This is a genomic window from Mesorhizobium sp. M1312 (genome assembly GCF_040318115.1).
GTDB lineage: Bacteria > Pseudomonadota > Alphaproteobacteria > Rhizobiales > Rhizobiaceae > Mesorhizobium.
This window is the reverse complement of record NZ_JAMYLQ010000032.1, coordinates 62,593-85,513: the sequence shown is the minus strand read 5'-3', so window position 1 is coordinate 85,513 and position 22,921 is coordinate 62,593. Positions and strand designations below refer to the sequence as shown.

At 63.1% G+C, this 22,921-nt stretch carries 21 protein-coding genes; 12 read left to right on the top strand and 9 right to left on the bottom strand.

Annotated features, from left to right (window positions below):
* Window positions 1-220 precede the first annotated feature (220 nt).
* The 4 genes from NKH36_RS28450 (at window position 221) to NKH36_RS28435 (ending at window position 4,231) form a co-directional block, all read left to right on the top strand.
* Entirely contained in the window at window positions 221-1,420 is a 1,200-nt protein-coding gene (locus tag NKH36_RS28450; RefSeq protein WP_352961153.1) for an amidase, read from the top strand.
* Between the two features lies 1 nt (window position 1,421).
* Entirely contained in the window at window positions 1,422-2,321 is a 900-nt protein-coding gene (locus tag NKH36_RS28445; protein WP_352961151.1) for a LysR family transcriptional regulator, read from the top strand.
* 85 nt (window positions 2,322-2,406) lie between these two features.
* Window positions 2,407-3,075 carry a DUF1007 family protein gene (locus NKH36_RS28440; protein WP_352961149.1) on the top strand — a complete coding sequence of 223 codons (669 nt, stop codon included), beginning with the start codon at window positions 2,407-2,409 and terminating at the stop codon, window positions 3,073-3,075.
* A 4-nt stretch (window positions 3,076-3,079) separates the two neighbouring features.
* The gene (locus NKH36_RS28435) at window positions 3,080-4,231 is read left to right on the top strand and encodes a nickel/cobalt transporter (protein WP_502912132.1); all 1,152 of its coding nucleotides are present in this window, start codon (window positions 3,080-3,082) and stop codon (window positions 4,229-4,231) included.
* 31 nt (window positions 4,232-4,262) lie between these two features.
* Here NKH36_RS28435 and denD read toward each other — a convergent pair whose 3' ends face one another.
* From denD to NKH36_RS28415, 4 genes are all read right to left on the bottom strand, one after another.
* Window positions 4,263-5,240 (bottom strand): D-erythronate dehydrogenase, encoded by a 978-nt coding sequence (gene denD, locus NKH36_RS28430; protein ID WP_352961147.1) that lies wholly within the window; start codon window positions 5,238-5,240, stop codon window positions 4,263-4,265.
* A 1-nt stretch (window position 5,241) separates the two neighbouring features.
* Window positions 5,242-5,448: a hypothetical protein gene (locus NKH36_RS28425; protein WP_029349698.1), complete on the bottom strand. Its 207-nt coding sequence runs from the start codon at window positions 5,446-5,448 to the stop codon at window positions 5,242-5,244.
* A 63-nt stretch (window positions 5,449-5,511) separates the two neighbouring features.
* Window positions 5,512-6,498, bottom strand: coding sequence for a cation diffusion facilitator family transporter (locus NKH36_RS28420; protein WP_352961145.1), 987 nt, complete (start codon window positions 6,496-6,498; stop codon window positions 5,512-5,514).
* Window positions 6,499-6,511: 13 nt separating this feature from the next.
* The gene (locus NKH36_RS28415; protein ID WP_352961143.1) at window positions 6,512-7,198 is read right to left on the bottom strand and encodes a GNAT family N-acetyltransferase; all 687 of its coding nucleotides are present in this window, start codon (window positions 7,196-7,198) and stop codon (window positions 6,512-6,514) included.
* 83 nt (window positions 7,199-7,281) lie between these two features.
* Between NKH36_RS28415 and NKH36_RS28410 the strand changes: the two genes are divergently transcribed.
* Both NKH36_RS28410 and NKH36_RS28405 read left to right on the top strand, forming a co-directional pair.
* Window positions 7,282-8,484, top strand: a complete 1,203-nt coding sequence (locus NKH36_RS28410; RefSeq protein WP_352961141.1) for a pyridoxal phosphate-dependent aminotransferase — start codon at window positions 7,282-7,284, stop codon at window positions 8,482-8,484.
* A gap of 65 nt (window positions 8,485-8,549) precedes the next feature.
* Window positions 8,550-8,930, top strand: a complete 381-nt coding sequence (locus NKH36_RS28405) for a YciI family protein (RefSeq protein WP_352956323.1) — start codon at window positions 8,550-8,552, stop codon at window positions 8,928-8,930.
* Between the two features lie 16 nt (window positions 8,931-8,946).
* On the opposite strand, the gene NKH36_RS28400 is transcribed toward NKH36_RS28405, so the two are convergent.
* The 3 genes from NKH36_RS28400 to trhO all read right to left on the bottom strand — a co-directional run bounded on the left by NKH36_RS28400 (window position 8,947) and on the right by trhO (window position 11,943).
* Window positions 8,947-9,702: an SDR family oxidoreductase gene (locus tag NKH36_RS28400; RefSeq protein ID WP_352961139.1), complete on the bottom strand. Its 756-nt coding sequence runs from the start codon at window positions 9,700-9,702 to the stop codon at window positions 8,947-8,949.
* A gap of 280 nt (window positions 9,703-9,982) precedes the next feature.
* The gene (locus NKH36_RS28395; protein ID WP_352961137.1) at window positions 9,983-10,765 is read right to left on the bottom strand and encodes a tellurite resistance TerB family protein; all 783 of its coding nucleotides are present in this window, start codon (window positions 10,763-10,765) and stop codon (window positions 9,983-9,985) included.
* 254 nt (window positions 10,766-11,019) lie between these two features.
* Entirely contained in the window at window positions 11,020-11,943 is a 924-nt protein-coding gene (gene trhO, locus NKH36_RS28390) for an oxygen-dependent tRNA uridine(34) hydroxylase TrhO (protein ID WP_352961135.1), read from the bottom strand.
* A 190-nt stretch (window positions 11,944-12,133) separates the two neighbouring features.
* On the opposite strand from trhO, the gene NKH36_RS28385 reads away from it, so the two are divergent.
* Window positions 12,134-12,772, top strand: a complete 639-nt coding sequence (locus NKH36_RS28385) for a 2-dehydro-3-deoxy-phosphogluconate aldolase (protein ID WP_352961133.1) — start codon at window positions 12,134-12,136, stop codon at window positions 12,770-12,772.
* 110 nt (window positions 12,773-12,882) lie between these two features.
* On the opposite strand, the gene mepK is transcribed toward NKH36_RS28385, so the two are convergent.
* Together mepK and NKH36_RS28375 are read right to left on the bottom strand one after the other, a co-directional pair.
* A complete protein-coding gene (gene mepK / locus NKH36_RS28380; protein WP_352961131.1) occupies window positions 12,883-14,787 on the bottom strand; it encodes a peptidoglycan L,D-endopeptidase MepK in 1,905 nt (634 codons plus the stop codon).
* A gap of 379 nt (window positions 14,788-15,166) precedes the next feature.
* The gene (locus NKH36_RS28375; RefSeq protein WP_352961129.1) at window positions 15,167-16,708 is read right to left on the bottom strand and encodes a sigma-54-dependent transcriptional regulator; all 1,542 of its coding nucleotides are present in this window, start codon (window positions 16,706-16,708) and stop codon (window positions 15,167-15,169) included.
* 210 nt (window positions 16,709-16,918) lie between these two features.
* Here NKH36_RS28375 and NKH36_RS28370 point away from each other — a divergent pair, with 210 nt between their 5' ends.
* The 5 genes from NKH36_RS28370 (at window position 16,919) to NKH36_RS28350 (ending at window position 22,823) form a co-directional block, all read left to right on the top strand.
* A complete protein-coding gene (locus tag NKH36_RS28370; RefSeq protein ID WP_352961127.1) occupies window positions 16,919-18,757 on the top strand; it encodes a M3 family oligoendopeptidase in 1,839 nt (612 codons plus the stop codon).
* A 374-nt stretch (window positions 18,758-19,131) separates the two neighbouring features.
* A complete protein-coding gene (locus NKH36_RS28365; protein ID WP_352961125.1) occupies window positions 19,132-19,938 on the top strand; it encodes a helix-hairpin-helix domain-containing protein in 807 nt (268 codons plus the stop codon).
* A gap of 173 nt (window positions 19,939-20,111) precedes the next feature.
* Window positions 20,112-21,257, top strand: a complete 1,146-nt coding sequence (locus NKH36_RS28360; protein ID WP_352961123.1) for an aminodeoxychorismate synthase component I — start codon at window positions 20,112-20,114, stop codon at window positions 21,255-21,257.
* Window positions 21,206-21,868: an aminotransferase class IV family protein gene (locus tag NKH36_RS28355; protein ID WP_352961121.1), complete on the top strand. Its 663-nt coding sequence runs from the start codon at window positions 21,206-21,208 to the stop codon at window positions 21,866-21,868. The genes NKH36_RS28360 and NKH36_RS28355 overlap by 52 nt, the downstream gene beginning before the upstream one ends.
* 34 nt (window positions 21,869-21,902) lie before the next feature.
* Window positions 21,903-22,823: a heme-dependent oxidative N-demethylase family protein gene (locus NKH36_RS28350; RefSeq protein ID WP_352961119.1), complete on the top strand. Its 921-nt coding sequence runs from the start codon at window positions 21,903-21,905 to the stop codon at window positions 22,821-22,823.
* Window positions 22,824-22,921: the final 98 nt, after the last annotated feature.

The following is a 22,921-nucleotide window of genomic DNA, read 5'->3' as shown; positions in this document are numbered from 1 at the left end:
TGGCAGTTGGCCGCTAAACCGACTGGAGGGGTTAGCTCCAGTTACCTTACCGATATTCCCTCACCATTTTGAGGATCGGCGGACACCCACAGGCACGTGCGACTTTGGGCAAGCGCGATATAAGGTCGAAGCATTTCACAATCAATAAAAATCGTACGCCAGGTTGTAAAATTCTTGGCGTCGAACAATGTTGCAACAACTGTATCCGGATATCGAACGCATGACAGGCACTCGCGGCCCTCTGAACGCTTTTCTCGACCTTGACGATGTCCCTGTGTCCAATGCGCAATCCGGCCCGCTTGCCGGCCTGCGGCTGGCCGTCAAGGATATTTACGACGTGGCCGGCTACCGCACCGGCTGCGGCAATCCGCAGAAATACCAGGAGGCTTCACCCGCCTCGGCGACAGCGTCGGCCGTCCAGGCGCTGCTTGATTTGGGCGCGCGCTTCGTCGGCAAGACGCAGACCGACGAATTGGCCTTCTCCCTGATGGGGCTGAACGCGCATTTTCCGTCGCCGGTCAACCCGGCAGCGCCGGACCGCATCACCGGCGGCTCGTCCTCCGGTTCCGCCGCCGCGGTCGCCGGCGGGCTGGCCGACATCGCCATCGGATCCGACACCGGCGGCTCGATCCGCGCGCCGGCGAGCTTTTGCGGCTTGATCGGCCTGAGGACCACGCATGGCCGCATTTCGCTTGAAGGCGCCATGCCGCTGGCCCCTTCACTGGACACGTTCGGCTGGTTCGCCAGGGACATGGCCACCTACGAAAAGGTCGGCACGGTGCTGCTCGACGACGATCGGCACCGCCGCGACTTGGCACGGGCCCTCGCCCTCGACGCGCTGGACGGCCTCGTGCTCGGCCCGCTGCAGGCCGACGAATATCGCGCCATGGTCCGCACTGTCGCTTCGGTGCTGGGCGCGCCGCGCACCGTTGCCCCGCTGTCGCGTTCCACCGATGATCTCTATTGGTGCTTCCGCAAGCTGCAGGGGTACGAGGCCTGGCAAAATCATGGTGCCTGGATCTCGCAGGGTGACCGGATGCTCGGCCCCGGCGTCAAGGAGCGTTTCGAGCATGGCGCGACCATCGATGCCGCAACCGCACAACGTGAAACGAAACGTCGCGTTTCGTTTCGTCTTGAGCTTGCCGACCTGCTTGGCGAGGACCGCGTCCTCGTGCTGCCGACCGCTCCAAGTGCCGCCCCGCTCAAGGCCGATTCCTTCGACGATTTGCAGACCTACCGCGAACGCGCGCTAAGGCTGCTGTGCCTTTCCGGCCTGTCCGGCTTTCCGCAGATCACCCTGCCGCTGGGCAAGGCTAAGGGTGCGCCATTCGGCCTGTCGCTGCTTGGACCTGAGAACAGCGACCGGCAGCTGCTGGCGCTTGCCGCGCGCATCCTTTCAGCCCACCAAGGGAGCGCATGACATGGATACGCTGACCCGCATGCGCGCCTTTATCGACGTTGTCGAGGCCGAAGGTTTTTCGGCAGCGGCGCGCAAGATCGGCCGCTCCAAGGCACTGCTGTCGAAATATGTGCGCGAGCTGGAGGACGAGCTCGGCGCATTGCTGCTCAACCGCACCACCAGGCAGTTCTCGCTGACCGAGGCCGGCCACACCTATTACCGCCGCGCCTCGGAAATCGTCCGCGAGGTCGACAGCCTGGCCGATGCGGTGCGTGAATCCTCCGGCGACGTTCGCGGCAGGATCAAGCTGTCGGCGCCGCGCACTTTTGCTGACGCACCGATCGGCCAGTCGCTGATCGACTTCGCCAAGCAGCATCCCGACATCGTGCTCGACATTCATCTCGACGACCGCTTCGTCGATCTGGTCGAGGAAGGTTTCGATCTCGCTGTGCGCATTTCGCGGCTGGAGAACTCCTCGCTGATCGCGAGGCGTCTGGCGCCGTTTTCGGTGCGGCTCTGCGCATCTCCCGAACTGATCGCCAAGCACGGCATGCCGGTGCGGCCGCAGGACCTTGGCCGCGTGCCCTGTATCATCGACACCAATGGCCGCTGGCTGACCAACTGGCCGTTCAAGGGCGACAGTGGCGATACGGTAACCGTTTCGGTCTCCGGTCCGATCGAGGTCAACAGTCCGATGGCCGCCAGGGCCGCCGCGGTGGCTGGATTGGGATTTTCCATCCTGCCCGATTTCATCGCCGCTCCCGACATCGAAAGCGGCCGGCTGGTGACTGTGCTGGATGACCGCATCCTTTCGGGTAGCGGCATTTTCGCCGTCTATCCGCACCGGCGCTATTTGCCTGCCAAGGTTCGCGTTTTTGTCGACTTCCTGGTGCAATGGTTCAAGACGAATGACAGCGCATGAGCTTTCAGACGCCTGGCGGTCCCATTTTCGCCCCCTTTCTGGTAACTCTCGATATTTACCGAAGTCGATGGAATCGCGACCGAGAATGCATCTGAAACGGCAAGCAATCATGATGGCTTCGGCCATGGCGGCGACATTTGCCATGGTCGGACCGGCCGAAGTGCATCCCCACGTCTTCGCCGAGGCCCGCCTCGAAGTGGTTCTCAGCCCGGATCACCAAAGTGTGAAGGCGTTGCGCCATCTCTGGCGCTTCGACGATTTGTTTTCGAGTACGGTGATGATGGAATTCGACAAGAATTCCGACCTGAAGCTCGACGACAAGGAGCTGAAGGAAGTCGCCGACACCGTCCATGCATCGCTGGCGGAATTCAATTACTTCCAACTCGTCACCGTCGACGGCAAGGACGAGGCGATGAACCCGCCGCCGCAGCTGATGGCCAATTTCGAGAACGACCAGCTCATCATCCTGTTCGAATCCGAACCGAAGGCGCCGATGAAGTTGGCCGGCAAGATCGATATCGGCGTCTACGACCCGACCTTCTACACGGCAATCGATTTCACCGAGGATGCCAATCTGCAGGTCGATGGCATGCCGTCGACATGCGCAAGCAAAGTCGTTCGTCCGAACCCCGACGAGGCGCTCGCCGAGAACCAGAAGACCCTGACGGACGCCTTCTTCAACGATCCGACAGGCACTGATATGAGCAAGATCTTTGCGACCAAGCTTGAACTGAACTGTCAGCCAGAAGGATGATCCGGTGACGAAACCGTCCCTGCGTTTGGCCTTCGGCCTTTTGGCCGCCGCCCTTGTGATGACGCACTTCCTCGGCGCCGCTCACGCCCAGAGCTCGCTCGGCATCGGCACCAATGACGGGATAGCTCCAACCACCGGCCCGTTCGCCCACATCCTGATGTGGATCAACCTGCGCCAGCAGGAATTCTACCGCGCGCTTGCCGGCGCGATGAAGGCGATGCGCGAGGACGACAGCAAGCTGTGGCTGCTTATCGGCCTGTCCTTCGCCTATGGCATTTTCCATGCAGCCGGCCCCGGTCACGGCAAGGCGGTGATCTCGTCCTACATGGTGGCGAACGAAGTCGCGCTCAAGCGCGGCATCGTGCTGTCCTTCGTCTCGGCCCTGCTGCAGGCGCTGACGGCGATCCTCGTGATGATGCTCGCCTACTTCGTCCTGCGCGGCACCACCATATCGATGACCGATGCGGCATGGTTCCTCGAAGTCACGAGCTTTGTCTTCGTCACCCTGTTCGGCGCCTGGCTTTTGTGGCGCAAGGCCGGCCCCGCTATCCTTCGCCTGTTCGGCGCCAACCCTGCCTACAGCCTCTCGGCGGCCCATGCCGGCCATTCGCACGCAAGTCATTCGCATGCCGGCCACGCGCATTCCGCGCATGTCCATGCGCTGCATGTCCATGACGATCACGATCATGCGCACGATCATAGTTTCCACGCACACGACCACAGCGCACATGACCATCACCATGGTCATGACGGTCATCATCACGCGGCGGGCGACGTTTGCGAGACATGCGGACATTCGCACGCGCCAGACCCGGCGCTGCTTTCCGGCGACCGCTTCGACTGGCGCACCGCCTGGTCGGCGGTGGCCGCGGTCGGTATCCGGCCGTGCTCGGGCGCGCTGATCGTGCTGAGCTTTGCCATGCTCAACGGGCTGTGGTTCGGCGGCATCCTGTCGGTGCTGGCGATGGCACTTGGCACCGCGATCACGGTCTCGATCTTGGCGACGCTGGCGGTGACGGCCAAGAACTGGGCGGTCTATTTCGCCGGTGACGGCCGCATGGGCAACCGCATCCATTCGATCGTCGAGATCGGCGGCGCAGCCTTCGTCTTCCTGTTCGGGCTGCTGCTGCTTTCGGCGAGCCTGACTGGCGGATGACGCCTTGCGCGTCCAATTGGACGCGCCCTAGCTAACCGGCAATCTTACCGTCCAGCTCGTCCTCGACATGGGCGCGGATGATGTCGTCGAAGCTGGTTTCGGCGGCAAAGCCATGCTCCCTCGACCGCCGCGCCTCGAACCGTGTCGGCCAGCCCTTGACGATCGCCCAGATCCTATCGTCGGGCTCCTCGCGGATCAGTTTCACCGCCTTGGCGCCGGCAATGCGTTCCAAGGCCTCGATCTGCTCGCCGACCGTGACCGCGACACCGGGCATCGTCAGATTGCGGCGCGGCCCGACGACGCTGCCGTCGATCCCTGCTGCGTGGATCAAAAAATTCACCGCGGAGCGCGGGCTGGCGTGGGTGTGCACGACAGAGCGCGGCACCGGCAATACTGCTTCCTGGGCGCTCAACGGCTCGCGGATGATGCCGGAGAAAAAGCCTGACGCGGCCTTGTTGGGCTTGCCCGGCCTGACGCAGATGGTCGGCAGCCTGATGCCGATGCCGTCGAAGAAGCCGCGCCGCGTATAGTCGGCGAGCAATGCTTCGCCCATCAGCTTCTGCGTGCCGTAGGAGGTCAACGGCGTCGGGTGGAATTCGTCGGGGATGATGTCCGGAAACGGTGCGCCGAACACGGCGATCGACGAGGTGAAGACGACGCGCGGCGCAAACCCCGCCAGCCTTATGGCATCGAACAGCGCCCTTGTGCCGTCAAGATTGACGCGATAGCCGAGATCGAAATTGGCTTCCGCTTCGCCCGACACGACGCCGGCGAGATGGAAGATCACGTCGGGGCGCGACGCGACCAGCCGTTCCATCGCGCTCGCCGCGGCGAGATCGCCTGTATGGATAGTGACACCGACGCCTTCCAGCGCCGGCGCCTGCGGCGGCACGATATCGTGAAGGTCGAGCGCGGCGATCCTCCGGCCGCTGAGCGTTCCGTCCTTCGCCAGCCGGGCGATGAGCTTGCGGCCGACCATGCCTGCCGCGCCGGTAATCAAAATACGCATATCAATGATCCTTTTTGCGCTGGCTGCGGCCACGCAGCCAAAACACGACGAAAATGGCCACCATGAAGACAGCGGCAATAACAGCGGCAAGAATGGTCGAGACTCGGCCGACCGCCAGCATCACGGTTGGCAAATAGTAGGCGGCGATGCCGAACAGCAGCAGCACCCAGAGGGCACCTATCGCCGCGTTGCGCGTGTCGCGATCCATCACGCGGCCCTGACGCGGCGGGAATTCATCAAGTTCGTTACCAATGCCATGGAACTTCCGGTGTCAGTGATAGTGGCCATGATGCGGAGCCGCATCGTGCGCATGGTTGTGCTCGCCATCGTGCTCATCATGGCTGTCGGCGCAATGGCCGAATTCCGGTTCTACAGTGGCGTGGGCAATGCCATGCTCGGCGGCAAGCCGCTTCTTGATGGCGCTGACCGCCTTGTGGGCATCGACGCCATCGTTGAGGCAAGCATGCAAGGTCGCCATGTTGCTTGACCCGTCGAGCGACCAGACATGCATGTGATGCACCTCGCGCACGCCCTTGATTGTCCCCTCTATGTCCCTGGCGATCAGGTCGCGATCGAGGCTTGCCGGCACGCCTTCGAGCAGGACATGGGCTGCTTCGCGCATCAGCGACCAGGCCGTGGACAGGATTAGCAGCGAGACGAGGACGGACAGGATCGGATCGATAGGCGTCCAGCCCGTTGCCAGGATGACCAGCGCAGCTATGATCGCCGCCGCCGAGCCAAGCAGGTCGCCGAGCACGTGCAGGATGGCACCGCGCATGTTCAGGCTGTCGCGGTCGCCGCCATGCAGCACGAAGAAGGAGCCGATATTGACCAGCAGACCGGCGATCGCGACGACCAGCATCGGCCCGCCGAGCACGGGCGCAGGCGTCAGCAGGCGTTCCCAAGCCTCATAGATGATCCACAGCGCAATGGCGAAGATGGCGATGCCGTTGGTGTAGGCGACCAGCGTTTTGACCCGGCCGAAACCGTAGGTGAGGCGAACGGTGGCCGGCCGGCCGGCCAGATGAAAAGCATACCAGGCAAGGCCGAGCGCGATACAGTCGGCGAGCATGTGGCCGGCATCCGCCAGCAGCGCCAGCGATCCGGTGAAGAGACCGCCAAGCGCTTCCACGACCATGAAGCCTCCGGTCAGGCAGGCTGCGATCAGCACCCGTTTCTTGTCGGTCGAGCCATGCACATGACCGGCGCCGTGGCTGTGGCCATGCCCTTGCGAACCCTGGTCATGGGTATGCGCCATTCACGAACTCCCGCTACGCACCGAACTCGGCGCGGAAATCCTCGAGCCGTCGCTTCTGCCGGCCGTCGCCATCGAAATTAGCCGGATCGAGCCATGCCTCATAGGCTCTGCGCAATGCCGGCCACTCCTTGTCGATGATCGAATACCACGCGGTATCGCGGTTTTCGCCCTTGACCACAAGATGCTGCCGAAAAATGCCCTCGAACTTGAAGCCGAAACGTTCCGCCGCGCGCTTCGACGGCTCGTTGCGGTTGTTGCATTTCCATTCGTAGCGGCGGTAGCCAAGCTCGTCGAAGACGTATTTCATGAACAGGAACTGCGCTTCCGTCGCTCCCGGTTTACGCGAGATCAGCGGACCCCAATAGATGTTGCCGATCTCGATGACGCCATAGGCCGGATCGATGCGCATCAGTGTCTGGCGCCCGGCAATTTTTCCGCTGGCCTTGTCGATGACGGTAAAGAACAGCGGGTCTTGGCTCACTTCGGCCTTGTCCAGCCAGGGCTGGAAAGCGGCGCGGCTCTCTGGCGGATAGTCGGGCAGCCAGGCAAAGCGGCTGTCGACATCCGCCACCGAGGATGCTTCAAACAAGCCGTCGCCGTGCTTTTCGGCGTTGAGCGGTTCCAGCCTGACAGTGCGCCCCTCCAGGACTTTCCGTTCGGGCCGCGGGCGCGGTTGCCAATTCTTGAGATTTTCCGACACCCAAAACTCCAATCCATTTGACTTTTGCGAACGGACGCTCACAAAAACGCTCGCTCGGCGAAAGAACCACACGGACGGGAAAAATGCTCCACACGATTTCGGCCTTCGATCGTCTCGGCGAGGAAAACGCTTTCGCGGTGCTGGCTCGTGCCACCGCGCTCGCCCATCAGGGCCGCGATATCGTCAATCTCGGCATCGGCCAGCCCGACTTCAAGACGCCGCAGCACATCGTCGAGGCGGCGATCAAAGCGCTGCGCGACGGCCACCACGGCTACACGCCGGCCAATGGCCTGCTGGCAACACGCGAAGCGGTGGTGCGCCGCACGCTGACCACCACCGGCGTCGAGGTATCGCCCGAGGCGGTGATGATCCTGCCCGGCGGCAAGCCGACCATGTTTGCCGCGATCCTGATATTTGGCGAACCGGGCGCCGAGATCCTCTATCCCGATCCCGGCTTTCCCATCTATCGCTCGATGATCGAGTTCACCGGTGCTGCTCCGGTACCGGTGCCGATGCGCGAGGAGAACGGCTTTGCCTTCTCGGCGCAGGAGACGCTGGCGCTGATCACGCCGAAGACCAGGCTGCTCATCTTAAACTCGCCAGCCAACCCGACCGGCGGGGTCACCCCCCGCGCCGAGATAGAGAAGCTGGTCAAAGGGCTGGAAGCGCACCCGGACGTCGCCATCCTCTCGGACGAGATCTACGACGTGATGACCTATGACGGCGAGACGCATTGCTCGCTGCTCAACTTTCCCGAAATCCGCGACCGGCTGATCGTGCTCAACGGCTGGTCGAAGACCTGGGCGATGACCGGCTGGCGGATGGGCTGGTCGATCTGGCCAAACGGCGACGACAAGGGCGCCCACCTCTACGACAAGGTGCGCAAGCTGGCGGTCAATTGCTGGTCCTGCGTCAATGCACCGAGCCAGTATGCCGGCATCGCCGCCATCGACGGCCCGCAGGACGACGTCGACAAGATGATGCGCGCCTTCGACCGCCGCAGGAAGGTCGTGGTCGAAGGACTGAACGCCTTATCAGGCGTTTCCTGCATCACACCGAAGGGCGCGTTCTATGCCTTCCCCAATATTTCCCAAACTGGCTGGAAGGCCAAGAAGCTGGCGTCTGCCCTGCTTGAGGATGCCGGCGTGGCGCTAATCGGCGGACCTGATTTCGGCACTCTCGGCGAAGGCTATATCAGGCTGTCCTACGCCAATTCCGAAGAGAACATCCTGCGCGCGCTGGAGCGGATCGAGACGTTTCTGGCAAATGAGGAGAGGCCACGTTGACCCCTGTCGGGAAAGGCTGGGGTCGAACCTCCTTGGATATTCCGAGCGAAGAAAGGTGACGTCAGATGTTTTATGCGATCCTCGCCTATCACGTTGAGGAAGTGATCACGGCGCTGACGCCGGAGGAGGACGCGGCGCTGATGACCGATCTGCTCCAGATAAACGAACGGCTATACCGGGAAGGCTCCCTTGGCCCGGCGGCGCGGCTCGGGGCGACACAAGACGCGTGTACCTTGCGCGGGCCGGGCGCCGGAATGGTCATTGACGGACCCTTCGCCGAGACCAAGGAGCAATTGTTGGGCCTTTACGTCGTCGATTGCGCAACGCGTGATGCCGCGATCGCGATTGCGCGCGACCTTCGGCGCGTCAATCCGACCGCCGTCTACGAAATCCGCCCCATTTCGCTGTATCTTCCCGGCGTGCCGCTTTCGGCTACGCAGTCTTAGACCGCTCTTCGAGTAACTACCCCCGCCCGACATACGGCATCTTCGTGGCCATCACGGTCATGAACAGCACATTGGCGTCGAGCGGCAGGCTGGCCATATGGACAACGGCATTGGCGACCTGCTGGACATCCATCACCGCTTCGGCGGCGATGGAGCCATTGGCTTGCGGTACCCCGACAGTCATCGGCTGCGCCATGTCGGTCAAGGCGTTGCCGATGTCGATCTGGCCGCAGGCGATGTCATAAGGCCGGCCGTCCAGCGCCAGCGTCTTGGTTAGCCCTGTAATGGCGTGCTTGGTCGCGGTATAGGGCACCGAGCCCGGCCGCGGTGCGTAAGCCGACACCGAGCCGTTGTTGATGATGCGGCCACCCATCGGCTGTTGCCTGCGCATGGCGCCGAAGGCGGCGCGGGCGCACAGGAACGAGCCGGTGAGATTGACCCCGACAACTTCGTTCCACACCTCGACGGGGATCTCGTCGATCAATGTCGACTTGTAGCTAGTGCCGGCATTGTTGAAGAGCAGGTCGACACGACCGAAAGCCGCCGCCACCGTCTCGAACATCTCGTCGACCTGATCGGCCTTGCTGATGTCGCAGGCGACCGCCAACGCCTTGGCCTGTGTCGATCCGGCGTCGGCGATCGCCTGGTCCAGCACCTGCTTGCGGCGTCCGCAGAATACCGTGTTCCAGCCGGCCTTGAGCAGTGCCGTGGCGACGCTTTTGCCGACGCCTGTGCCGGCGCCGGTGACAATGGCTGTTTTGTAGTCTGTCATAACTGTCCTCCTACAGCGCCGCGTCTCCGCAAAGGACGCCATAGCACCTTGATTTCGAGCAATTTGATTTTGTGCATGATCGCTTCCAAAAATCGATTCCGATTTCGGGTCATGCGCTAACCGGCTTCAACAAAAGGGCGGCCATTGGCGGCCGCCCTGATCTGAACCGGCCTGGGAGGAGGAAAGCCGATCCGACTACCTAAAATAATGCGCTTCCTAGGTAAACGAGACATTAACGCGAGAGCGGCGCCCGGATTCCCGCTCTCCGCGATCCTGAAGTCTACCAGCGCGAACTGGCGGTTGCCTTGCCCGACGCCGGTACCCCTGACTCCGGCACCGCTGACTCCGGCACCTCTGGCGCCGGCACCTTTGCCGCCGACACCGTTGCCTCGACATGGTCGACCAGTGCGTCCGGCAGGCCGAGGCGGCCGGCGAGCAGATCGAGGTAGCCGCGTTCGGCACGCTTATCCGGATCGATGGTGAGGCGCGAGGCGGTGTAGAGTTCGAGCTTCTGCGCGTCGGTTTGGGCGCTAGCGACCAGCGTATCCAGGTCGAGCGGCGTTTCCAGCTCCGACATCAGGAATTTCTCCGCGTCGGAGCCGATGCCCGCGAGGCTGAGCTTGCCGGCGATCTTTTGCCGTTCGTGGTCGTCGATGTGGCCGTCGGCCTTCGCCGCCGAAATCATTGCCCGCACCAGCGTCAGCGTGAATTCGTCCTCGCCTTGCGGCGCTTGCGAGGGATGGAAGCTGGTGTCGGCGGGCGGCGGCAGCAATTCCGGCGAGCCGGCTGCGGCCGTCTCCGCAGGCGCCTTGCCGTTCTTGTAGTTCTGGTAGGCCTTGTAGGCGAGGCCGCCGATCATGGCCAGGCCGCCGAGCTTCACCGCAGTGCCGGTGACCTGACGGCCAGCGCCGGTTCCGAGCAGCACCGCGGCCAGTGCGCCGGCGGCCAGCGGATTGTCCTTGGCCATCTGCACCGCCTGACCCCCTTTGTCGCGGACGGTCGACCCCGTTCCGGGAATTTGCGAGCCGAGCAGATCGTCGAGGAGCTTCTTGGGATCGAACATCAATGCCTCCAGAATTGGCCCGATCGAACGTAGACGGGCAGGTTTTCGGACGTTGAAGAGGTAGGTCCCGCATATTGACATTACAATGACGGATGGGGCGATTTGCCAATGATGGCGGGAACGAGATGATGTCAGGATCTGCCTTGTCGGCCCGAAAATCGGAATCGATTTTCGGAAAGCACGCTGCGTAGAATCGCTGGGTAGATTCAAATCGTTAGAGCGTACTTTGTGAGTCCAAGCGGACGCACGTCGCTCTAACGTCCGATGTGCGGAGCCCTGCCTTGCGCTTCTGCAAGTTCGACCTGGCGCTGACGCTCGGCGTAGCGCGCGCGATCCTCGTCCGAGCGGGTATCGAAGCAATGCGGGCATGAGGTGCCGGCGGTGTATTTCGGCGATAACAGGTCCTGCCCGGTCAGCGGATGCCGGCAGGCGCGGCATAGTTCCGCCTCACCCTCGACCAGCCCGTGCGACACCGAGACGCGCTCGTCGAAGACGAAGCACTCGCCCTGCCAAAGGCTTTGCTCGGCGGGCACCTCTTCGAGATATTTCAGGATACCGCCCTTGAGATGGAACACATCCTCGAAGCCGAGCGACTTCACATAGGCCGTCGCCTTCTCGCAGCGTATGCCGCCTGTGCAGAACATGGCCACCTTCCGGCCGACGAGCTCGGCCCGGTGCTGCTCGACCCAGGACGGGAATTCGCGAAAGCTCGTCGTGGCGGGATCGACCGCGCCCTTGAAGGTGCCGATCGATACCTCGTAGGCGTTGCGCGTGTCGATGACGATCGTATCCGCATCCGAGATCAGTGCGTTCCAGTCGGCCGGTGCGACATAGGTGCCGGCGCTTGCCGCCAGATCGAGATCCTTAACGCCCATGGTGACGATCTCGCGCTTCAGCCGCACCTTCATGCGGTGGAACGGCATCTGCGCGGCGCTGCTGTACTTGACCTCGAGACCGGCGAGACCTTCGATGGATTCGAGATGATCGATGAGCGCGGCGATGTCAGCTTCGCTGCCGGCGACCGTGCCGTTGATGCCCTCATGCGCCAGAAGCAGCGTGCCCTTGATACCGCGTCCGCAGCAGAAGGCGGCGAGCGGCGCGCGCAACGCCGCGAAGCCGTCGAGCCGGGCAAATCTGTAGAGCGCGGCGACGCGGAAAGGTTGATTGGGCAGTGTCATCGCCGAAGCCACTAAACGCTCATAAAAGCCGTTTCAAGGCTGATGCGTGGATCAGCCTCTCCTTCGTGGCTTTGACGGCCGGGGCTGAGGGCATTGCCGGAGTGCGTGACATCGCGACACGCTTCGTTTCGTGGACAGAAAAACGGCCTTCTGCTAACCGGTTGAACGGATCAATACCGGAGAGACGACAATGCCCAGCAAGACCGAAAAGCTCCTGTCGCTCCTCAACGGCCAACCGGTTATCCCGGTGCTGAAGATCGCCAATGTCGCCGATGCCGTGCCGCTGGCGCGCGCGCTGGCGCGCGGTGGCCTGCCGGCGATCGAGATCACGCTGCGGACCGCCGATGCACTGGAGGCGATCCGGTTTGTGGCAAGCAAGGTCGAGGACGCCATCGTCGGCGCCGGCACCATTCTGGACGCCCGCCAGTTCGGCGAGGCTGCAGCAGCCGGCTCCAAGTTCATCGTCAGCCCCGGCATCACCCACGAGCTTCTGGCGGCGGCGAAGGACAGCGACGTTCCGTTGCTGCCCGGCGCCATCACGCCGGGTGAGATCATGACCGCCCGCGAGGCAGGCTTGCGTTTCCTGAAATTCTTTCCGGCGGAACAGTCGGGCGGCATCGCATCGCTCAAGGCATTCGCCTCGCCGCTGGCGGATGTGCAATTCTGCCCGACCGGCGGTATCACCGGCAAGAACGCGGCCGATTATCTGAGCCTGCCCAACGTGATCTGCGTCGGCGGCTCCTGGGTGGCGCCGGACGAGTTGGTCAAGGCCGGCAAGTGGGACGAAATCGAAGCCCTGGCGCGCGCCGCGAGCAAGCTCGGGCGGTAGAGACACCTCTCACCCAAGTGGACCGGGTGCATCGCGGCGGCGTTTTTGTTTGCGAACAGCAAAAAGCCGCGCGGGTTACCCGGCGCGGCTTTGTATTGCTGGTCGATCCGCTACTTGGTCTGGAAGCGGGCTACCGACATGAACTTGACGGCATTGCCGGTAAACCGGTTGGCATCGGCCAGCTGATCGTTCGGCTGGAAGCCCGCGGTGTAGACCTCGGTCGGCGGCGTGTGCACGATATTGTAGGCATAGCGCGGCGCCGTCGTTGCGCTGGAGACGGTGGCGACATTCTCGCCGCTATTCAATGCCCAGCGCGCCGCCTTCGGCTCGGCGGCGACCACCACGGACTTGGGACCAGGCTTCAGGTCACGGGCGGTTGCCCTGGCTGCCTTGCGGGTGGTCTTCACACCCGCACCGATCGCCGCGGCCGGATCCGAGCCGGCCGGGCGGGCAGAGACAGCCTCGCGCGGCGATGCGGCATTGACGTTCGCCGGATTGCTGAGGACCGAGCTCGGCTGGGCGAGCGAAGCGACCTGGTATTCGTCGGTTGCGCTGACCCGCTCGAGGACGGCCTTGACCGCGTCGGATTGGACCTGGTCCGTCTCGGCCAAGTCGGGCCGCTCCAAGTCGAGTTGGGCCAAGTCGGGCTGGGCCAAATCGGGCTGGGCCAAGTCGGGCCGTGCCGACGGCAGCACCGAGAACGCATCGGTAGCGGTCTTGCCGTGCCCGGCCGTATCCGCGAGCGCCAAAAGCACATCCTTGTCCTGCGGCGCAAGGTCGGCCGCTGCAAGGTCGGCCGGCAGCGAGTGATCGGGACGCCAGGTCGGCAACGGAATGTTGTTGGCCGCAACCTGCGCCGCATCGGCGACAGCGGACGGCTCGGCCATGCCGAAGGGAGCGCTTGCCGGCGCTTGCGCCACCGCCACCGCCTGTTCGGTGGTGGCGGTGGCATCCGCCACGCCGAACGGAACGTTTTCGGGCGGCTGAGCGCCGACCTCGGTCTTCGGACGCGGGGCGAAATCAGGCAGCGGCACGCTGCGCGCCTGCAGCGCCGCGATGATCGTTTCCGGCGTGTCCTCCTCCGATTCCGGAGCGGGCGCATCGGCGATTTGCGGAATCTCGGCGCGCTTCGCATCCTCAGGCGACACGATGGCAATGCCCGGAAGCTTGCTGTTCTTGGCGGCCGGCGCCGGCTTCGCGGTCGCCAGCTTCACGCTCTTTGCCTTCGGCGCTGGCGCGGCCGCCACATCGGCGCTGTCATCGGCCTCGTCTTCACCGCCGCCGAAGAAAGCCGCCAGCAGACCGCCGGATCTTTTGGAACCGCCACCTGCGCTGGCCAGTTCGATGGCGGGAGCGCCGGCGCCCTTGCGCGCCTTGTAGGAAGCGAGCGCCTGTGAATAGCCGGGCAGCGGCTTGCCGTCGCTCGGCACATGCAGCGTCTTGCCATTGGGGAACACGCGCGCCAGTTCCTGGCGGCTGATGCCCGGCCAGTGGCGCACATTGCCGACATCCATGTGGACAAAGGGCGAGCCGGACCTCGGATAATAGCCGACGCCGCCGCCCTGCATCCGCAGACCGATGTCGCGAAGTTTCTTCAGCGGCACGCCGGGAATGTAGAAGTCCATGGCCTTGCCGAGCATATGCTGGCTTTTCTTGGCGACGCCCCTACTGCGGCTGCGCAGCATCGAGTTCGTGGACGACGAGCGATAACCGCACACGACCTGGATATAGTCGCGGGCGCCGCTCTGCCGGTAAGCCTCCCAGACCAGGTCCAGCAGGCGCGGATCCATCTTGGTCGGCTCGTTGCGGCGCCAGTCGCGCAGGATGACGTTGATCTTTTTCAGACCCGCCTGGTCGTAGCGGCCGCCGCGCTTGAAGACGATCTCCGCCTTCTCTTTGGTGTGGAGGTTATAGAGTTTCAGCGAACGCGTCTGGGCGCTGGCGCCGGTCGCAGCCGCTGTAAGGAAGCCAAAGGCGAGAATCACCGCTGCCAGCCATCTCGGCCAGACGCTCATGTGATAATGCCGCCCGTTTGTGTGTCGTTCGACTTTGTTCAAATCAAAAGGCCTTGCAGGCTGCCGTTTGTCCCCGGATTTGACCAACGGATGCGGTGGTGTTCGCATCCGAATATCGATCCTAATGGTTAATCATCGCTTATTGAAGCCGAAATGCGGTAACACCGTGGCGATATCCCGTCAAAAACATTGCGCAGGGTTTCTTGGTAAACCGCTGGTTTAGATCATGTTTCGGCCCTTGCCTGAACACGATCTGTTACCGGCCGCCTCAATGCGTGAATACTGCCGGCAAGCGCGTCACCCCGACGCGCGTCACGCCCGCTCGATGACTGAGAACTGTTCTGATGCCAAGCTGGCAAGCTGGTCCGGAGTTGCTTTGTCAGGAAGCAAGCCGGTCGATACGGCCTGTTTCCGGATCGATGCCGTATTCCTTGAGCTTCCTGTAGAGCGTGGAGCGGCCGATGCCGAGGCGGCGGGCAACCTCGCTCATCTGGCCGTTGTAGTGGTCGACGGCGAGCTTGATCATTTCGAGTTCGACATCGGCCAGCGCCCGCACATTGCCGCGTTCGTCCAGCGCCCGCAGCGTGCCGAAGCGGGGCTGCGGCCTGGCTGGCGGATCGAGTTCGGTTGCAGCGATGCCGTTATAGGCGGGCACGTCTTCGCCAAGCGGCTCGATGACCAACGGCGATGCAGGACGTGGCAACGCGCCATGCACATCGAGGTTGACGGTGCCCTCGACCTGCGCCCGGATCTGCGGAAACTCCTCTTCAGTCAGCACATCGCCTTCACAAAGCACCGAGGCCCGGAAGACGGCGTTTTCCAGCTGCCGGATGTTTCCCGGCCAGTCGTAGGCCTGCAGCATGGCGAGCGCCGCAGCCGAAATGCCGTGCAGGCGGTGACGTGGATCGGTGGGCGCAACCTTCTCCAGGAAGTGCTCGACCAAATACGGGATGTCGTCGCGACGATCGCGCAGCGGCGGCACGAAGATCGGATAGACGTTCAGGCGATAGAACAGATCCTCGCGGAACTTGCCGTCCTTGACCTGCTGCAGAAGATTGCGGTGTGTCGCCGAGATCAGCCTGATGTCGACCCTGACGGTCGAACGCCCGCCGACCGGATCGACCTCACCGTCCTGAACGGCGCGCAGCAGCTTGACCTGCACGTCGAGCGGCAGGTCGCCGATCTCGTCGAGGAAGAGCGTGCCCGAATGCGCTTCGACGAACTTGCCGGTGTGTTTTTCGGTGGCGCCGGTGAACGAGCCCTTCTCGTGGCCGAACAGGATCGATTCGACCAGATTGTCGGGGATGGCGCCGCAATTGACGGTAACGAAGGGTTTTGCGCGGCGATCGCCGCTGCCCTGGATGGCGCGCGCCACCAGCTCCTTGCCGACACCGGATTCGCCCTCGATAAGGATCGGGATGTTGGACGCGGCCGCCTTCTGGCCGAGACGGATCACCAGATCCATCGCCGGGCTGTGGGTGATCATGTCCTTGAAGGTCAGATGGCCGCCACGCCGCCGCGACGTGCGCTTCACTTCACCCTCGACCGCTTCGACCTTGAGCGCATTGCCGATCGATGCCTGCAGCCTGTCGGGAGAGGCCGGCTTGACGACGAAATCGAAAGCACCATGACGCATGGCCGAAACGACGGTCTCGATGCCACCCTGGGCAGTTTGTACGATGACCGGAACTTGGATGCCGCGCTCACGCATCGCCTTCAGCACCCCGATGCCGTCGAGGCCCGGCATGACGAGGTCGAGGATGACCACCGACACGTCGCGCGCATTGGGCCCGTCGAGAGCGTCGAGACCGGCTTCGCCACCATCCGTGATGATCGCGCTGTGGCCGAATTTCGTCACGGCCGCCTCGAGCAGCCTGCGCTGCACGGGATCGTCATCGACTATGAGTATGGAACCTGTCATGACTGGTTCAACGATGCTCGCCCAATATGCCCACCCCACTATGCCCGCCCAAATGGGCAATCCACCCCTATGGATCATCTTGGCACAGGGTTCTAAATAAGGTTTCAAAAAACCCGGTGAACGAATTCCTTAGGATTTGACCGGCTTTCTCATCCCTTTTGAATCTTTGAGGCTGACCGCTTGGGTCCTGCAATCTCGAAAGTATCGGCAATGCGCATGGTTTTTGGTCGGCAGCTTGCAGCGGCGGTGTCCGGTCAGGGCGCGGCGGAGCTTGGCGATCTGCCGGAATGGAATCTCGCGGATCTCTATTCGGGCATGGACGCCCCCGAGCTGAAGCGCGACATCGCCAGGGCGGCGGCCGATGCCATCAGCTTCGAGAGCCGCTGGAAAGGCACGCTCGCCGCCGAGGCAGAGCGTGCCGACAGCGGCAGGCTGGGCGAGGCGCTTGCCGCCTATGAGGCGCTGGAGGAACTGATCGGCCGGATCGTCTCCTATGCTGGGCTGGTCTATGCCGGCAACACCGCGGATCCGCAGCGCGCCAAGCTCTATGGTGACATTCAGGAGAAGATGACCGACGCCAGCGCGCATCTTCTGTTTTTCGCGCTCGAACTGAATCTGATCGACAATGGCGCGATCGAAACCGCGCTCGCTGCCGATCCCGCCTTCGCTCACTACCGGCCGTGGGTGCTCGATCTGCGCATGGACAAACCCTATCAGCTCGAGGATCGGGTCGAGCAGCTTTTCCACGAGAAGTCGATTACCGGACGCGGCGCCTGGAACCGCCTATTCGATGAGACGATGACCGATCTGCGCTTCGACATCGATGGCGAGGAGCTCACCCTGGAGCCGGCGCTGAACCGCCTCCAGCATGCCGATGGCGAGGCGCGCCGCCGGGCCTCCGAAGCGCTGGCCGCGACCTTCCGAAAGAATCTGCGCACGTTCACGCTGGTCACCAACACGCTGGCCAAGGACAAGGAGATTTCCGACCGCTGGCGCGGCTTCGAGGACATCGCCGATTCTCGCCATCTCGCCAATCGAGTCGAGCGCAGCGTGGTGGACGCGCTGGCCTCAGCCGTTCGCGATGCCTATCCGCGCCTGTCGCACCGCTACTATGCAATGAAGGCGCGCTGGCTCGGCATGAAGGTGATGAACCACTGGGACCGCAACGCGCCGCTGCCGGAGACCCCGCAAGCGATCATCGGCTGGGACGAGGCCAAGAACACGGTGCTTTCCGCCTATCAGCGCTTTTCACCTGACATGGCGGAGATCGCCCGGGTTTTCTTCGACCGCAATTGGATCGACGCGCCGGTCAGGCCTGGCAAGTCGCCGGGCGCCTTCGCGCATCCGACCGTGCCGTCGGCGCATCCCTACGTTCTGCTCAATTACATGGGCAAGCCGCGCGACGTGATGACGCTGGCGCATGAGCTTGGCCATGGCGTGCATCAGGTGCTGGCCGCAGGCCAGGGCGCGCTGATGGCTTCGACGCCGCTGACGCTGGCCGAGACGGCATCCGTCTTCGGCGAGATGCTGACCTTCCGCTCGCTGCTGGACCAGACCACGGACAAGCGCGAGCGCAAGGCCATGCTCGCCCAGAAGGTCGAGGACATGATCAACACGGTCGTGCGCCAGATCGCTTTCTACGAGTTCGAGCGCAAGGTGCATGCCGAGCGCAAGAACGGCGAACTGACATCCGACAGGCTCGGCCAGTTCTGGCTGGAAGTGCAGGCGGAAAGCCTCGGGCCGGCGATCAAGCTGCGCGACGGTTACGAGGTCTTCTGGACCTACATTCCACACTTCATCCATTCGCCTTTCTACGTCTACGCCTATGCGTTCGGCGACTGCCTGGTGAATTCGCTCTATGCGGTCTATCAAAATGCAGAGCATGGCTTTCAGGAGAAATATTTTGCCATGCTGCGCGCCGGCGGCACCAAGCATCATTCCGAGCTCCTGGCACCCTTCGGTCTTGACGCCACCGACCCTGCCTTCTGGCAGATCGGACTTGGCGTGATCGGCGGGCTGATCGACGAGCTCGAAGCTCTGGACAATTGACGCACAGCGCTGAACATACGGGGCTGACAGAACAGTTTAGCCGCAATGCATATTGAGGCCGTGCTATTCTTGCCCTAAATATCTGTTCTTAAATAACTCTCCGTGGAATTTTTCCGTTAGCTTTCGGGAAGCTGTATGATAGCGTCCCGCCTCAAGCTCAGTCGGGCGCGGGGCTCAGGCCAGGAAAAATCTTCGGTCCGGTCACGGCGCTTTGGCGAATGCGATAGCGGCCGTTGGCCATGGCAGGAAAAGCCGGTCGCCGACAGCACGATCTAAGCCGGCTGTTCCGTGAACAGCGGAGCCACCATTGAATGGTCCTTGTGCCAAGGTCACCACTCCAGGCCATGGCAGATGGATCGGACTGGAGAGAGACAATGGGCACTTTTTTCTACATGCTCCTGGCGTTCCTGGTAGGTGTGTTGGTTGGCTGGTTCATCTGGGGACGCCTGCGTGGCGAGCTCGACAGCCTGCGCGGTGACGTGGACCGCACGCGCATCGAGCGCGACAGGCTGCGCGCCGACGCCGACCGCCTGACCGGTGAACTGGAAGTATGCCGCGGCGCCCGCGCCGACCTGGAGCGCCAGTTGGCCGAGGCACAAGGCACCAAGACCGGCGCGACAAAGGCAGCAATCCCGGCACCCTCGGCATTGATGGCGACATCCGCGCCGGCCAAGTCGACGCCGGCCAAGACCACGCCCGCCAAGTCCGGGCCAGCAAAGACCGGGCCAGCAAAGACCGCGCCAGCCACGACCGCGTCCAAGAAACCGGCGGCCTCAAAGGCGGCAGCCGTGCCGAAGGCCAGTGCGTCGAAGGCGAGCGCTTCGACGGCAAGTGCGCCGAAACCTCCCGCCTCGAAGACGGGTGCTGCACCAAAGAGCGCTGCGCCAGCGGCAAAGAAGGCCGCGACAACAAAGGCGGCGGCTGGCAAAGCCAGCAATCTGCGCCGCCTGATCGGCATCGGCCCGGCAAACGAGCGACTGCTCAACGGGCTCGGAGTCACAACCTATGCGCAAATCGCCGCCTGGACGGCCGCCGACGTCAAGCGGATCGAGGAGACGTTGAACTTCGACGGCCGCATCGAGCGTGAGCGCTGGATCGAGCAGGCGAAACTGCTTGCCGCTGGCGACGAGAAGGAATTCGCGCGCCGCTTCCCGACCGCGGGGACCGCGAGCAACAGCTGAATTGCCTGCCGGCATCGAGCACATAACAGATTGGCGGCGCGCCCTCGAGGTGCCGCCAATTTGCTGCATCAAGGCTGCCTTTTGCGTCTTGAGACGCCGCTCTCTCGATTGCGCGCGATCGAGCCCCCATATAGAGCGATAGCTGGCGTCATCGATCGCAGCATCCGAGTCCCATGCCCCTGCCCTCTGCAATTTTCAGGAATGACGAGCGCGCACATCAGCTCGTTTTCGACCGCCCGGCCGACATCATCGTGGCGCATGAGGCAGAGGATTTCCTGCCGGCGCTGGAAATTGCTCAGGCCGCGCATGACGCTGGCAAATGGCTGGCCGGCTATTTCTCATATGAGGCCGGCTACCTGCTCGAGCCGAAGCTCGTTCCGCTGCTGCCGGGCGGACGCCGCGCCCCGCTTGTCTGCCTGGGGATTTTCGACGCGCCCGTCGAACAGGCGGTCGTGCCCAGCAACGCGCCGGCGACCAACGGTCCGATCTTCGACGCAAGGGCTGCATGGTCTTCAGAAGACTACGCAAGACGCTTTGCGCGGCTCCACAATCACATTCGCAAGGGCGATTGCTATCAGGGCAATTTGACCTTTCCGGTTCATGCGCAGTGGTCGGGCGATCCGCTGGCCGCTTTCGACGCGCTGACCGAGCGCCAGCCGGTGAAATACGGCGCGCTGGTCGCGCTCGGCGATCCGGTCGTTTTGTCGCGCTCGCCGGAATTGTTCTTCGAGGTCGACGCCGAAGGCATGATCGAGACCCATCCGATGAAGGGCACTGCCCCGCGCGGCGCGACCAAGGCGGAGGACAAGCGGCTGAAGGCGTTCTTGCTCAATGACGAGAAGAATCAGGCTGAGAACCGGATGATCGTCGATCTCCTGCGCAACGACATCTCGCTGATCAGCGAGGTCGGCACGCTGGAGGTGCCGGAGCTTTTCCGCATCGAGAGCTACCCGACCGTGCACCAAATGGTGAGCCGCGTGCGGGCCAAGCTCTTGCCCGACCTCACCATCCGCCAGATCTTCGCTGCGCTGTTTCCATGCGGATCGATCACCGGCGCCCCGAAAATCCGCGCCATGGAAATCCTGCACGATCTGGAAGCCACGCCGCGCGATGTCTATTGCGGCGCCATCGGCTGGATCGCGCCCGGCGGCAGGATGCGCTTTTCGGTGGCGATCCGCACCATATCGCTCTTTTCCAGTGGCGAAGCCGTCTACAATATCGGTGGTGGCGTCGTCTTCGATTCGACGGCCGAGGAGGAGTATCAGGAGTGCCTGCTGAAAGCGCGCTACGCGACGGGAACACCGCCGATTTCGAGCTGATCGAAACCATGCGCTGGCAGCCGGGCCAGGGCTTCCTCCGTTTTGACCGCCATTTGGCCCGCCTTTATGGCTCGGCAGCCGAACTGGGTTTTACCTGCGATCCGCAGAAGGTCGGTGAGATGCTCAGGAACGCCGTCGACCGGCCGGACATAGCCTTGCGCACACGCCTCGTCCTGTCGCGCAGCGGCAAGGTGACGGTCTCGGCGCTGCCTTATGAGCCGCATGCAGCCGACAAGGTCTGGAGGCTGCACCTGGCGCGGGTGCGGCTCGATTCAAGCGACACGCTGCTGCGCCACAAGACGAGCCGCCGGGACACCTATCAGCGGGCGCGCGCCGAATATCTGATCAGCCGGGCCGACGAGGTGCTGCTGGCTAACGAGCGTGGCGAAATCTGTGAGGGCACGATCACCAATCTCTTCGCCGATTTCGGCGACGGCGCGCTGGCAACGCCGCGGCTCGATTGCGGCCTGCTGCCTGGCGTATTGCGCGGCGAATTGCTGGACGAAGGCCGCGCCCACGAGGCAATTTACACCTTGGATGATCTTAAGTCGGCCAAAGCGCTGTTCGTTGGCAATTCACTGCGCGGATTGATCCCGGCGCGGCTGGGGTGACGTGATCCGTTTGGAACTCCCATATCGAGGCGGCATGAGCATCCCCACCTACACGCCCTATGACGGCTCGTCGAAGCTGTTTGCCATCGGGCTGAAACCGCTCGACTTCGACAGATGGATCGAGGTCGATGGGCATCTGCTGCCTTATCTCGCCGAAAAGCGCCGGCTGTATACCGAAATCCCCGGCAGCGTCTTCGTCGAAGAAGACGGCACGCGCAACGCCCAACGCGAGCTGCTCGACCTGCTCGGCGCGCATTTGCTGGCGAAGTATCCAGACCTCTATCGCCGCTCCGGCACCGGGATCGAGGTGATCGGCACTGAGGCCGGAACTGCCGGCGGCTTCAGCGATGCGCCGCTTGTCGCAGCCTCGTTGCTTGTGCAGGAAGACCTGATCCTGATGCGCCGCGACGAGAGTGGCTGGCGGCTGGTCGCCGGCTCGCTCTGCTTTCCCTCCTCATGGTCGCTGATCGAAAAATTCGGCAGGCCGTTGCAGGAGATCCATGCACCGGTGCCGGGCTTCGGTCCAGGCACGCGCCCGGCCGACCTCATCAACCGCATGTTCGACAGCCTGCAGGGTCAGGCCGTCGAGCGCTACAACTGGTCGATCCAAGCCGGCGATGCGCTCTACCATCCACTCTCGAACCTTGAGCGCATCGACCGCACCACCAACCGTCCCTCCAGATTCTCGGATGGCGATATCGATGTCCGTGCCTTCATCCGTGTCGAGCGCCAGACGCTCAGAAAACTTCCCGCTTCGCGTGACGTCCTGTTCACCATTCGCATCCATCTCAACCCGCTCAGCGTGCTGACGGGTCATCCCGATCAGGCAAGGCTGGCAGCGTCTTTCGCCGCACAGTTGCTGGCGCTCGACGAGGCCCAGCTCGACTACAAGGGCATGACATCAGACCGCGACCGGCTGGTTGCCTTCCTTAACCACATGGTGAACGCGGCCTAGCCGGCGGTTGGCGCTTTTCGCTGGTTTATGACAATGATCTGTGGTTGTAGCGCGTGGCAGTCGGGCAAGAAAATGCTCCGCTTTGCGTCTGTTTGCCC